Raw genomic sequence first — 12,368 nt, 5'->3', positions numbered from 1 at the left:
ATCAGGTGCTGCCGGAGCCCGGACGCGGCACCGGAGGTGCCGGGACGAGCCCCACGGGCCCGGCGTCGTCCGCGGCGGCACGCCCGGGACGCGGCTCGGCCGCCGGCGGTTCGCCGGGCGCGGCCGTGTCCGGCTTGCCGGGGGTCTTCGCCCTGTCGCCATCGCCGGTGGCGTCCAGGCTGGTCTCGCGCAGCAGGGGCACCGACGAAACGACCGTGACCACCGCCGCCGTACCGGCCAGCGCCAGCCAGGTGCGGCTCGACCCCAGGGAATCCACGAAGAAGCCCGCCAGGACCGGTCCGACGGAGGCGAGACCGGCCATCAGCAGCCCGGTCGCGGTACTGACCCTGCCCAGCAGGTCCCGGGGTGCGAGCACCAGAACCGCACGGCCGACCACGATCCCCGCCGGCGGGCTGAAGAAGACGACCACGACCAGCACCGGGCCGAGCGTCCAGGGGTGCGTGGTCCCGGAGAACACGGCGAGGCCGAGCGCCCAGACGGCGCCGATGAGCAGGAAGAGCCGGGCGGCCGGAATCCTCTTGATCAGCCATGGTGCCGCGGCCGCGCCCAGCAGGGCCCCGATGCCCGCGCAGGCCATCACCGCTCCGATCGCCGTCCCGCCGGCGCCGCTCTGGCGCAGGGAGACGACCATGGTCGTCTGGGACGCCGCCGAGACGACGTTGATGCCCGCGGCGAACAGCAGCGCGGCCAGCAGCGCCCGCTGGTGCGTGAGCCACCGCAGCCCTGCCGTGAGCCGGTTGTCGCGCTCGGCGTCGGCGACCGGCTCGGACGGGCGGGTGCCGATCCGCAGCAGCAGCACGGCGGACACCCCGTAGGAGGCCGCGTCGACGGCGAACGGCAGGATCGGGTCCACGGTGAACAGCCAGCCGCCGAGGAACGGGCCGATCAGCGAACTCGAAGCCATGGCGGTCTGACTGCGGCTCAGAGCGTCGGTGAGGTCCTTCTCCGGCACCACGTCGCGCACCGCGATCGTGGCCGCGGGCGCGAACAGGGCGGTCGCCGCGCCCTCCACCACGGCCACGCCGAGCAGATGCGCCTGGCCGAGCTCTCCCAGTGCCGACACCAGCGGAATGCTGACCAGCGCGACGAGCCGCACCAGATCGGTCCCGACCATGATCATCCGCCGGTCGAGCCGGTCGGCGAGCTGACCCGCCGGCAGACGCAGCAGCGTACGGGTCACCAGCGAGCAGGTCGCGACCGTTCCGGCCTGTGCGGCGCCGCCGCCGATGGACAGCACGAGCAGCGGGAAGGCGAGCAGCGAGAGCTGGGATCCGAGGGTGGAGAGCGTCGAACTCAGCCAGTAGCGGCGGAAGTCGGGGTTGGTGCGCAGAATTCCGCCGCTCTTCATCCCAGCCGTCCGACGGCGTTGAGACTGTCCAGCACACCGGCGTCGACCCGGTCCTGGAAGACGGCGCGGACGGCCGCCTCCTCGTCGTACTGGTAGTGGTCGTGGCAGCTCACCCAGCGGCCCTCGGTCTGCTCGGCGGACAGATATCCGTCGGTGACGGTGCCGACCTCCATGCCGGGCTTGCCGGCGGTCTCCCAGCAACTGGCGAGCACACCGTCGGCGTTGATCACCGCGCCGTAGCGGCCGTCGGCGAAGGAGCAGGCCTGGCAGGGGACATGGGCGCGCGGGCGCGCCACCGTGAAGCCGAGCTCCAGCGCGCGGGCGTGCCAGCGGACGAAGTCGGAGACGAGGCCGTCCTCGTGCATCAGGGTGTTCGCGTAACCGACGCCGACATCGCCGACCCGTGCGAAGTGGATGCCGCAGCGTGCCGGATCGAGGTGTGTACCCAGGCGTTCCACCAGTTCGTCCACGCCGCCCCGGTTCAGGTGCGAGACGTTGACGCGCAGCATCCAGCGCAGGGAGGTCTTCTCGATGGCGCGCGCGATGTTGGAGACGATGACGTCGAAGGTGCCGCCGCCGGAACGCCTGACCCGGATGGAGTCGTGGTCGGCGCGGTCGCCGTCGAACGTCACCTGGACGGAACCGAGACCCGCCGCGTTGAGCTCCTTGGCGATCAGCGGGGTGAGCAGGGTGCCGTTGGACGTCATCGACGCGGTGAGGGTGCCCAGTTCACCCGCCCGGGTGAGCAGGTCACGGCAGCCCCGCGGGTTGAGCAGCGGCTCGCCGCCGAACAGCAGCAGCGACAGCCGGTCGAGACCCGCCGCGTCCATGCGCTCGCGGGTGAAGTCCAGTACCTGTCCCACGGCCTCGGGGGTCAGGCGGGCGTGCTGGATGCGCGGCGGCCGGCTGCCGCCCTTGGGGTCCTGTGCGGTGTTCTGGAAGCAGTAGCCGCAGCCGAGGTTGCAGTCCGTGCTGGTCAGCACGGTGAGTGAGTACGAGGTGTAGGGCCGTACGTCGTACAGACCCGCTTCACGCAGATAGCGTTCGGAAGAGGGGCGCAGGGTGCCGTCGGGCTCCACCTGGCCGGGCCGCATCAGGGCGTATCCGCCGGCGCCCAGGAACCACCACCCCCTGTCGGCGCGGATCAGACGGGCCCCGGCGGTGGGGACGGCGACAGACTGCGTACCGGGCACGGCTACCTCCGGGTCGGGGCGATGGCAGGAGAGGGACGGGTGGTGCGCCCCCCGGCCGCAGCGGCGCCGTGCGCCGCCGCGGCCGAGGACGACCGGTCGGACTGACCGGATCAGGCGGTCTGCTCCTGGTGGACGCCGCACCACGGGGTGTCCTCGCCCTCCTCGGAGTGCGCGATCACCTCGGGCTCGTCGACCGACTCCTGGTGCACACCGCACCAGGCGACGTTCGACGCGGAGTGAGCGACGACCTCGGGGGTGTCCTCGGCGGGGGTTTCGGTGGGCTCGACGTTCTCGGCCATGATGGTCCTCCATACGACGGGCGATCGGGACGACGGGCAGCGGCACTGCGCCGACCGGCAGGAAGCTAGGAGCTGAGGGTTCGGCACCGGTTCGCCGCCGGTTGTCCTGCGGTGAATCCCCCTGGTCGGCGCCGTGGTGAGCCGATGGGACGGGTGCGCGGCCCTGCCGGAACGTGCCGGGCGATGCGGGTGTCCGGCCCGTCCTCCGGGCGGGTGTGCCGGTTCGCGTCCGGTGCGCGGGCATGCCGGGGCGATGCGGGCGGCCGGCCCGTCCCGCGCGTGGGCGTGCGGGGCAGCCGGTGCGCGGGCATACCGGAATCGCACCGGGCACGAACCGGCGGGCAACCGGCCGTTCCTAGCGTGGCCGCCGCACACTCCGCGACCGCGAGAGGACGTCTGCGCATGGACACCGAACCCGCCGTCAGGGCCGGCGCGCCCGCGCCGGCAGGACCGCCGCGGCTGCCGGAGCCGCTGGGCGCCGGCTTCCTGGCCCGGCCGGCCGAGGCGCTGGCCGAGATCCGGGAGACCTGTCCCGTGGCCCGGGTCAGGACGCCGGCCGGACGGCCCGCGTGGCTGGTGACCCGTGCCGAGGACGTGCGGGCCGGATTCCTGGACCCGCGCCTCTCGTTGAGCGGCGGCCGCGTTCCCGACCCCGGTGTGCGGCGGCGCGCACTCGACGTGACGCTGGTCAACTACGACCCGCCCGACCACACGCGGATCCGCCGCCTGGCGACGCCCGCCCTGACCCCGGCGCGCATGGCGGCCCACCGCGAGCGGATCGAGCGAGCCGCCGCCGAACTCCTCGACGCGGCCGACGCGGCCCGTGGTGAGGGTCCGGTCGAGCTGATGGACGCCTTCGCCCGCCCCTTCGCCTTCCGGTCGCTGTGCGAGGTCTTCGAGGTGCCGGAGGAGGAGCGGGCCGCCCTGTACGAGCCGGTGGCGTGCCTCGCGGACAAGGCGGGCTGCGCCCCCGGAGCCGTCGAGGAGAGCGTCGCCCGTATCGACGCCTTCGTCCGCGGCAAGATGGCCCTCCGGGCTGCCGCTCCGGGTGACGATGTCGTCTCGCGCGTACTCGCGGCCTGGCGCGAGCAGGGCGGCGCGACCGAGGACGAGGTGGCCTCACTCCTGGCGATGCTGCTGCTGGCCGGCTTCGACAGCACGGTGCAGGCGATCGGCATGAGCGTGGTCGCGCTGCTGGGCCACGAGGACGTGCAGCGCTCCCTGCGCGAGGAGCCGCGGCGGATTCCGCGCGCGGTGGACGAGCTGCTGCGCTGGGACACCCCGGGCCCGTTCAGTACGAAGCGGGTGGCCCTGGAGGACGTCCGGTTCGGGGACACGGTCATCCCGGCGGGCAGCGGTGTCCTGCTGTCCGTGGCGGCGGCCAATCACGATCCGCGCTGCCATGCCGACCCCGGAACGCTGGACCCGGGCCGGAGCACCGCGAGCCGCCATCTGACCTTCGGCCTGGGCCCGCACTACTGTCCCGGATCGGCGCTGGCCCGGCTGGAGCTCACGGTGGCGCTGACCGGGATTCTCGGCCGCTGGCGCCGGCTGGCACCGGCGGTGCCGCTGCACGAACTGGCCTGGGGCGGCGGCTATCTGCACCGCCGCCTGGCCGCCCTGCCCGTACTGCCCTGCGGCCCCGCGTAGCCGCACGCCGGGTGCCGGGACCGACGGCGGGGCGGCCCGGCGAACTCGTCCTTCGTTTCAGAGGGCGTCGAGCACCGCGCGGGCCGTCAGGTCGTTGCAGTCCACCGGTGAGACGCTGTTGATGAACGCGAGACCCGGTGCGCCATTGGCGTCCAGGACGTGCAGTCGCCCCTTCCAGGGCACCAGGTCCACCCGGACGACGACGGCGCCGACAGCCTGTGCGACCGCCTCGGCCAACTCGGCCGCCTCCCCGGTCATTTCGGTGAAGTGGGGGGTGCCGCCCGCCTCCACGTTGTTCACCAGGACCCCGCCGCTGCCGGGCGTGCGGTGCATCGCCGCGACCGCCCGGCCGCCGCACACCAGCACGCTGATGTCCTGGCCCTCACGGATCGGGACAAGCGGCTGGGCGATCCTCGTCTCCGTCCCGTCGGTCGGGTCACCCGCCCTCATCGTCCGCACATCGCGCCCGCTCGCCCCGGCGTCCGGCTTCACCACGGTGAGGGCGGTTCCCATGTCCGGGACGACGGCACCCGGCAGCAGCACCTGCGACGGGACGCTGGGCAGCCCGGCCGCCGTCGACGTCACATGCGTCGCCCACTTACTGGCACAGACTCCGAGACATTCACGGGAGTTGATGAGCGGGGCGCGGCCGGCAACGAGCGCGTCGACGAGCGGCCCCGCCGTCGGCCACACGTTCTCACTGACGCGCCACAGGACGCCGTCCAGTGCGAGGTCGCCCAGACGCCGCGTCCGTCCGTCCGGTGCGCGGAGCACGATGTCCACCTGGCCCGAGGCGTCCAGCACCAGATGCAGTTGTTGCAGCGGCAGCGGCACCCATCGGGCGCCGAAGCCTTCCAGGCTCCTGCCTATCCGGTACCGCTCCGGCGGTACCGTAAAACGGTTCACGACCCCGACGGTGATCTGTTCGCTCATGAGTGATCAGCCTGGCACCACATCGCCGCCGGAGTGGGGGAATCGGCCAGGCGCGAAGGACCGCATCATCCCGGACACCCGAACCGGGCGGTGGGTCAGGGGCGGCTCGTCAGATAGCCGCCCATGGAGGTGAAGTACTCCGCCGCGGGCACCTCCAGGCCGTCCTCGGTGCGTACGCGGGTGAGGGCCAGTCCGTGGTTGCGGCCGGTGCGGGCGTCGGCTCCGGCGACGATCACCACGCCCTCGCCCTCGCGGTAGAAGACGCGGCCGGGCGTGCCCCCGTACCGGCCCTCGGAGACCACCGCGGCCAGGACCTCCAGGCGCTTGCCCCGGTGGAAGGCGTAGGCGCTCGGGTACGGCTCGGACTGGGCGCGGACCAGGCGCTCGAGGTCCTCGGCGGGCCAGTTCCAGTCGATACGGATGTCCTCGGCGGACCGCTTGTGGAAGAAGGTGGCCAGGGAGCGGTCCTGCTTGGTGAACTCGGTCTGCCCGGCGGCGATCAGGCCCAGTGCGCCGGTGGTGACCGGGGCGATGAGGTCGACGGTCTTGTGGAAGAGGTCGGTGGCGGTGTCCGCCGGCCCGACCGCGACCGCCTCCTGCCGGACGATGTCGCCCGCGTCGAGCTCGTCGTTCATCATGTGCGCGGTGACGCCCACTTCGCGCTCACCGTTGATGAGGGCCCAGATCAGCGGGGAGAAGCCGGCGTACTTCGGCAGCAGCGAGTCATGGACGTTCAGCGTGCCGCGGCGCGGGAGGGCGAAGATGCGCGGAGGGATCCAGGTCCGCCAGTTGTTGGCGACGATGACGTCCGGGTCGGCCTCCTTGAGACGCTCGAACAGCTCGTCGTCGTCGGGGCGGTTGCGGATCAGCACCGGGACACCGTGCTCCTCGGCGAGGTCCGCGACGGAGTCGCTCCAGATCTTCTCGTACGCGTGGTCGCTCCTGGGGTGCGTCACGACCAGCACCACGTCGTGCTCGGAGTCCAGCAGGGCTTGCAGGGTGCGATGGCCCCAGGTCTGGTAACCGAACATGACGACCCGCATGGGTTCCTCCTCAGTGCAGAAATGAAGCGAGGCAAGTAAAGCAAGGCTTACCTTATGTTGCAATGGGTGGGCGTGGCACCCCAGTTGAGGGGCGCATGTCCTGAATGTGCCCGTTCGGGTCTGTCGACAGGTTCGCAGAATTAGCTTAGGCTCACCTAAGTTCAATCGGGTCACTCCGTCGGCGTGCCCGTCTTTCACACTTTCCCCACACCTGACAGGCGGCTTCCCCGCACGATGGGAGTGACATGTCACAGGCTCGTCCTGGCGACGCACCACCGGTCCACGACCTCATTGGCATCGGCTTCGGGCCGTCCAATGTGGCCATGGCGATCGCGATCAGCGAGCACAACGCACGCAAGGGCACGCAGGAGGCGGTCAGTGCTCACTTCTTCGAGCAGCAGCCGCGATTCGGCTGGCACCGCGGCATGCTCATCGACGACGCGACCATGCAGGTGTCCTTCCTCAAGGACCTGGTGACGCTCCGGAACCCGTCCAGTGAGTTCAGCTTCCTCTGCTACCTGCAGACCAAGGGGCGGCTGATCGACTTCATCAACCACAAGAACCTCTTCCCGCTGCGGGTGGAGTTCCACGACTACTTCGAGTGGGCCGCGGCCCAGGTCGACGACATGGTCTCGTACGACCACGAGGTCGCCGGCGTCACACCCGTCGTCCGCGACGGAATCGTGGAGTACATGGACGTGACGGTCCGCTCGGGGGAGGGGCTCACGGTTCACCGGGCCCGCAACCTGGTCATCGGGACCGGGCTGCGCCCCCTCATGCCGGAGGGCGTGGAGCGCGGCGACCGCGTCTGGCACAACTCCGAACTTCTCATGCGTGTCGACGAGTTGGAGGGCTCCTCGCCCTCACGCTTCGTGGTCGTGGGCGCCGGTCAGAGCGCCGCCGAGAACGTCGCCTACCTGCACCGCCGCTTCCCCGATGCCGAGATCTGCGCGGTCTTCTCCCGCTACGGCTACAGCCCCGCCGACGACAGCAGCTTCGCCAACAAGATCTTCGATCCCGGGGCCGTCGACGAGTACTTCGCCGCACCGGAGAGCGTCAAGCGCAGACTGATGGACTACCACGGCAACACCAACTACTCCGTGGTGGACATCGACCTGATCGATGACCTGTACCGGCAGATGTACCAGGAGAAGGTGCTCGGCGCCGAGCGGCTGCGCTTCCTCAACGTGTCCCGGCTCGCCGGCGTCAAGGAGACCCCGGACAGGGCCCGTGCCACCGTGACCTCACTCGTCACGGGCGAGGAGACCTTCCTGGACGCCGATGTCGTGGTCTGCGCCACCGGCTACAGCCCCGCCGACCCCCTCGGCCTCCTGGGCGGCCTCGCCGACCGCTGCCTCCGCGACGACCGGGGCCGCGTCCGCGTCGAGCGCGACTACCGCATGGCGACGGACCCCGAACTGCGCTGCGGCATCTACCTCCAGGGCGGCACGGAGCACACGCACGGCATCACGTCGGCCCTGCTGTCCAACACCGCGATACGGGTCGGCGAGATCCTGGACTCGCTGCTCGGCCGGGAGGTCGGGTCCGCCTCCGGTGAGGCCCGTCCGGTCGCCGGCGGTACCGGCAGTGCGCCCCGTTAGCGGCCACCACCCGTCCGGACGGCCCTGCCGTCCGAGCGGATCAGAGGGAAAGCTTACGTAGACATGAGCATGACCGCAGTTGAGCGACCCGCACCCGGGGTCACCACGCATGCCCACCGAAGGCGGGTTGTGGGTCTGGCGGCGCTTGCGGTGATCCTCCTGATCGCCGGGGCGCTGTCGTTGGCGGTCGGTGCACGCGCGCTGAGTCCCGCCGAGGTGTGGCACGGGCTGTTCGCGGCGCCCGAATCCGACCAGCGGCTCACCGAGATCCGGCTCATCGTGCAGACCGTGCGGGTGCCCCGGACGGTGCTCGCCGTCGTGGCGGGCGTCGCCCTGGGGGTCGCCGGGGCGCTGATCCAGGGCTACACGCGCAATCCGATCGCCGACACCGGCCTGCTGGGGGTGAACTCCGGCGCCTCGTTCGCCGTGGTGTCGGTGATCGCCCTGTTCGGGTTCACCGACCCGTTCCAGTACGTGTGGTTCGCCTTCCTGGGGGCGGGGGGCGCCGGAGTCGTCGTATTCGGACTGGCGAGCATCGGCAGGGGTGCGGGCAATCCGCTGACGCTCGCGCTCGCCGGCCAGGGCGTCACGGTGTTCCTCGCGGCGATGACCACGGCGGTCTCGCTGTCGGACCAGAAGTCGCTGAACGCGCTGCGGTTCTGGAACGCCGGCTCCGTGGCCGGTATCGGCTTCGACGTCATCTGGCCCGTGACCGCGTTCATCGCGGCCGGGCTGCTGCCGGCGCTGGTCATGCTGCCCTCCCTCAACCTGCTCAGCCTGGGCGACGACGTGGCCCGGGGCCTCGGTGTGAACATCGCGCTGAGCCGGACGGTCGGCATCGTCGCCATCACCCTGCTGGCGGGCGCGGCGACGGCGGCGTGCGGCCCCATCGCGTTCCTCGGGCTCATGGTCGCTCACGTGGCCCGGTATCTGACCGGGCCGGACTACCGCTGGCTGGTGCCGTACGCGGGTCTGCTCGGCGCCCTGGTTCTTCTGGTCTGCGACATCGTGGGCCGACTGGTCGTGCGGCCGGGCGAGTTGGACGCGGGTGTCGTCGTCGCCCTCCTCGGCGCCCCGTTCTTCGCGATTCTGGTGTGGCGAGGAAAGTTCAGGAGCGCTTGAACGTGACGGACATGAAGCAGTCACTGGCACCCGGCGTGCGGTTCGGCCGGATGTCGTTCGTATGGCGGCCCTGGGTGGTGCTCGTCACGCTGGTGCTGGCCGCGGCGTCCTTTCTGCTGTTCTGCCTGTCCATCGGCGTAGGGGACTTCCCCATCGGTCTGTCCCGGGTCATCGCCACGATCCTCGGCCGGGGTGAACGGGTCGACGAGTTCGTGATCATGGACCTGCGGATGCCGCGCGCCCTGGCCGGTCTCGTCGTGGGTGTCGCGCTCGGCGTGTCCGGGGCGATCACGCAGTCCGTCGCGCGCAACCCGCTGGCCAGCCCGGACATTCTGGGAATCACCGGGGGAGCCGGCGCGGTGGCCGTGTTCCTGGTCACCGTCTCGGGCGGGACCGCCGCGGCGGTCGTCGGTGCCGTGGGCCTGTCGGCGGCGGCGCTCGCGGGCGGACTCGGCACGGGGCTCCTGGTGTACTTCCTGGCCTGGCGGCGCGGGATCGACGGATTCCGGCTCATCCTCATCGGCATCTCGGTGAGCGCCGTGATGGAGGCGATCACCACCTGGCTGCTGGCCACGGCCGACATCAGGGACGTGGCCCGGGCCCAGGTGTGGCTGATCGGCTCGCTGGACAACCGGTCGTGGGACGAGGTCGAGGTGGCGCTCCGGTGCACGCTCGTCCTCATGATCGTCGTGGCCTGTGTCGCGTTCCAGTTCAAGCCGATGCACCTCGGTGACGAGGTCGCCGCAGGTCTGGGGGTCCGCTACACGAGGGTGCGGGCCGTTCTCCTGCTGTGCGCGGTCCTGCTGGCCGCCGTGGCGGTGAGCGCGGCGGGCCCGGTTCCGTTCGTCGCGCTGGTGGCGCCGCAGGTGGCGATGCGTCTGGCGCGGTGCCCGACACCGCCGATGGTGGCCTCGGGGCTGGTGGGCGCACTGCTGCTGACCGGGGCCGACCTGGTCGCGCGCACGGCGCTGCCGCTCACCCTTCCGGTCGGCGTGGTCACCGCCGCGATCGGCGGTCCGTTCCTTGTGTATCTGCTGGTGCGGGCGAATCTCAGATAGATGACAGACCAGTTGGACAACCCGAACAGAGGGGGGCTAGTGGCCGCTCACCACATCACCACCGAGGTCGCGCCGGTGCGCACGGACACCGGCACGGACACCGCCCGGCTGATGGCCCGGGGCATCACGGTCGGGTACGGCGGACGGACCGTCATCGACGATCTCGACGTCGCGATCCCGCCCGGGGTGATCACCACGATCATCGGCCCCAACGGCTGCGGAAAATCGACCCTGTTGCGCACGCTGACCCGGCTGCTCAAGCCGGCCGGCGGCACAGTCGTGCTGGACGGCGACGACATCGCCGGACTCAGGACGAGGGACGTGGCGAAGAAACTCGGCCTGCTTCCACAGGCGCCGGTCGCTCCGGAGGGGCTGACGGTGGCCGACCTGGTCGCCAGGGGGCGCCATCCCCACCAGAGCTGGCTGCGGCAGTGGTCGTCGGACGACGCCGCCGTCGTGGAGCTCGCACTGGCCATGACCGGGGTGTCCGACCTGGCCGGCCGTCCCGTCGACTCGCTCTCCGGCGGACAGCGCCAGCGCGTGTGGATATCGATGACCCTGGCTCAGGGCACCGACCTGCTGCTGCTGGACGAGCCGACCACCTACCTGGACCTGGCGCACGCCATCGATGTGCTCGACCTGGTGGACGACCTGCACGAGTCGGGTTGCACCGTGGTCATGGTGCTGCACGACCTCAATCTGGCCACGCGCTACAGCGACAACCTCGTCGTCATGCGGGAGGGATCGATCCTGGCGCAGGGGCACCCGCGCGACGTGATCACCGCCGAGCTGCTGCACGAGGCGTTCGGGCTGCGTGCCCGCGTGATCGACGACCCCGTGGGTGACCGGCCGCTCATCGTGCCGATCGGGCGCACCCACGTTCACCCCAACTGAACACCCAGCCAAGGAAGTACGGAAGTTAGGCTAGGCTAGCCTCACTTCAACGGGATAAGGTTTGCCTGCCCTTACATGGGGCCGCGGCGGACAGTGCGAAAGCAAGGGATTCGGAATGCTCCTCGACAGAACGACGTCCACGAAGTCATGGCGGCGGTTGGCGGCGGTACTGTCCGCGGCGGCCCTCGGCGTCGGCCTTCTCGCGGGATGCGGCGCCGACTCGAAGGACGGGGCGGACAAGGCGGGCGACAAGGCCCCGGCTGCCGCCGGCGCCTTCCCGGTCACCGTGGAGCACGCGTTCGGATCCACTGAGATCGCCAAAGCTCCCCAGCGGGTCGTCTCCGTCGGCTACACGGACGACCAGGCCGTCCTGGCGCTCGGCATCAAGCCGGTCGGCATGGTCGACCAGTACCCGAATCCCGCGGGCAAGTCCCCCGACATCAACACCCAGTGGCCCTGGGTGAAGGACAAGTGGGGTGACACCCGCCCCGAGGTCATCATGAAGAACGGTGACTCCGGCCCCAACTACGAGAAGATCGCCGCGCTTCGGCCGGATCTGATCATCGCGGTCTACTCCGAGATCGACCGGGCCGCGTACGACAAGCTCTCGAAGATCGCCCCGACGGTGGGCCGCACCAAGGGCGAGAAGGAGCCCTTCAGTGCGCCGTGGCAGGACAACGCGGTCCACATCGCCAAGGCGCTCGGCAAGGAGAACGAGGGCACCGCGCTGGTGAAGGGCATCCAGGGCAAGCTCGACGCGGCTGCCGAGGCGCACCCGGAGTTCGCCGAGCAGACCGGCGTCGCGCTGTCCTGGTACGACAAGTCCGTGGCACCGTTCACCACCACCGACGTACGCGGACGGCTGGTGACGGGCATCGGCTACAAGGGTGCGACCGAGATCGACAAGATCGCGGGCGGCAAGTTCTACACCGTGCTCTCCCCGGAGCGCATGGACCTGGTCGACGTCGACCGTATCTTCGTCATCAACGACAAGGCGGACCAGGAAGCCCTGAAGAAGTCCGAGCTCTTCTCCAACCTGTCGGCGGTCAAGGACGGGCGGGTGTCGTACCTGCTGGACAGTGAGGGCCCGGCGGTCGGCGCGGCCATGTCCCAGGGGACGCTGCTGTCCCTGCCGTACGCGATCGACGAGCTCGTCGAGTCGGTCGACCAGTGATGCCGGCCGGCCCCTCCCGCCCCCGGACCGCC

Annotated in this window: 11 protein-coding genes; 6 read left to right on the top strand and 5 right to left on the bottom strand. The window is 70.8% G+C overall.

The features are described from left to right. Position 1 precedes the first annotated feature (1 nt). The 3 genes from OG782_RS02400 to OG782_RS02390 form a co-directional block, all read right to left on the bottom strand. On the bottom strand, positions 2-1,369 hold the full coding sequence (locus OG782_RS02400; RefSeq protein ID WP_406447715.1) for an MFS transporter: 1,368 nt from the start codon (positions 1,367-1,369) through the stop codon (positions 2-4). Continuing rightward, entirely contained in the window at positions 1,366-2,562 is a 1,197-nt protein-coding gene (locus OG782_RS02395; RefSeq protein ID WP_406447714.1) for a radical SAM protein, read from the bottom strand. Before OG782_RS02395 ends, OG782_RS02400 begins: the two co-directional genes overlap by 4 nt. A 110-nt stretch (positions 2,563-2,672) precedes the next feature. After that, entirely contained in the window at positions 2,673-2,861 is a 189-nt protein-coding gene (locus tag OG782_RS02390; RefSeq protein WP_406447713.1) for a hypothetical protein, read from the bottom strand. Between the two features lie 402 nt (positions 2,862-3,263). Between OG782_RS02390 and OG782_RS02385 the strand changes: the two genes are divergently transcribed. Continuing rightward, complete coding sequence (locus OG782_RS02385; RefSeq protein ID WP_406447712.1) at positions 3,264-4,511, top strand: cytochrome P450; 1,248 nt, start codon at positions 3,264-3,266, stop codon at positions 4,509-4,511. Between the two features lie 57 nt (positions 4,512-4,568). Here the strand turns inward: OG782_RS02385 and OG782_RS02380 are convergent, their stop codons facing one another. Together OG782_RS02380 and OG782_RS02375 are read right to left on the bottom strand one after the other, a co-directional pair. Further along, positions 4,569-5,444 (bottom strand): RimK family alpha-L-glutamate ligase, encoded by an 876-nt coding sequence (locus OG782_RS02380; protein WP_406447711.1) that lies wholly within the window; start codon positions 5,442-5,444, stop codon positions 4,569-4,571. Positions 5,445-5,539: 95 nt separating this feature from the next. After that, the gene (locus tag OG782_RS02375; RefSeq protein WP_406447710.1) at positions 5,540-6,487 is read right to left on the bottom strand and encodes a methionyl-tRNA formyltransferase; all 948 of its coding nucleotides are present in this window, start codon (positions 6,485-6,487) and stop codon (positions 5,540-5,542) included. A 245-nt stretch (positions 6,488-6,732) separates the two neighbouring features. On the opposite strand from OG782_RS02375, the gene OG782_RS02370 reads away from it, so the two are divergent. The 5 genes from OG782_RS02370 (at position 6,733) to OG782_RS02350 (ending at position 12,336) form a co-directional block, all read left to right on the top strand. Beyond that, a complete protein-coding gene (locus tag OG782_RS02370) occupies positions 6,733-8,088 on the top strand; it encodes a lysine N(6)-hydroxylase/L-ornithine N(5)-oxygenase family protein (RefSeq protein WP_406447709.1) in 1,356 nt (451 codons plus the stop codon). A 63-nt stretch (positions 8,089-8,151) separates the two neighbouring features. Further along, a complete protein-coding gene (locus OG782_RS02365; RefSeq protein WP_406447708.1) occupies positions 8,152-9,210 on the top strand; it encodes a FecCD family ABC transporter permease in 1,059 nt (352 codons plus the stop codon). 11 nt (positions 9,211-9,221) lie between these two features. Then, on the top strand, positions 9,222-10,268 hold the full coding sequence (locus tag OG782_RS02360; RefSeq protein ID WP_406458802.1) for a FecCD family ABC transporter permease: 1,047 nt from the start codon (positions 9,222-9,224) through the stop codon (positions 10,266-10,268). Positions 10,269-10,307: 39 nt separating this feature from the next. Then, the gene (locus OG782_RS02355) at positions 10,308-11,162 is read left to right on the top strand and encodes an ABC transporter ATP-binding protein (protein WP_406447707.1); all 855 of its coding nucleotides are present in this window, start codon (positions 10,308-10,310) and stop codon (positions 11,160-11,162) included. Positions 11,163-11,277: 115 nt separating this feature from the next. Then, a complete protein-coding gene (locus tag OG782_RS02350) occupies positions 11,278-12,336 on the top strand; it encodes an iron-siderophore ABC transporter substrate-binding protein (protein WP_406447706.1) in 1,059 nt (352 codons plus the stop codon). Positions 12,337-12,368: the final 32 nt, after the last annotated feature.

Origin of the sequence: Streptomyces sp. NBC_00876 (genome assembly GCF_045207435.1) — a bacterium.
Taxonomy (GTDB): domain Bacteria; phylum Actinomycetota; class Actinomycetes; order Streptomycetales; family Streptomycetaceae; genus Streptomyces.
Note: the sequence above shows the minus strand (reverse complement) of the source record. Positions and strands in the feature narration are given on the sequence as shown.

Coding starts and splice junctions, on each gene's coding strand:
- OG782_RS02380 (WP_406447711.1), bottom strand. CDS start 5,444: ATGAGCGAACAGATCACCGTCGGGGTCGTGAACCGTTTTACGGTACCG.
- OG782_RS02375 (WP_406447710.1), bottom strand. CDS start 6,487: ATGCGGGTCGTCATGTTCGGTTACCAGACCTGGGGCCATCGCACCCTG.
- OG782_RS02385 (WP_406447712.1), top strand. CDS start 3,264: ATGGACACCGAACCCGCCGTCAGGGCCGGCGCGCCCGCGCCGGCAGGA.
- OG782_RS02350 (WP_406447706.1), top strand. CDS start 11,278: ATGCTCCTCGACAGAACGACGTCCACGAAGTCATGGCGGCGGTTGGCG.
- OG782_RS02390 (WP_406447713.1), bottom strand. CDS start 2,861: ATGGCCGAGAACGTCGAGCCCACCGAAACCCCCGCCGAGGACACCCCC.
- OG782_RS02400 (WP_406447715.1), bottom strand. CDS start 1,369: ATGAAGAGCGGCGGAATTCTGCGCACCAACCCCGACTTCCGCCGCTAC.
- OG782_RS02365 (WP_406447708.1), top strand. CDS start 8,152: ATGAGCATGACCGCAGTTGAGCGACCCGCACCCGGGGTCACCACGCAT.
- OG782_RS02370 (WP_406447709.1), top strand. CDS start 6,733: ATGTCACAGGCTCGTCCTGGCGACGCACCACCGGTCCACGACCTCATT.
- OG782_RS02360 (WP_406458802.1), top strand. CDS start 9,222: ATGAAGCAGTCACTGGCACCCGGCGTGCGGTTCGGCCGGATGTCGTTC.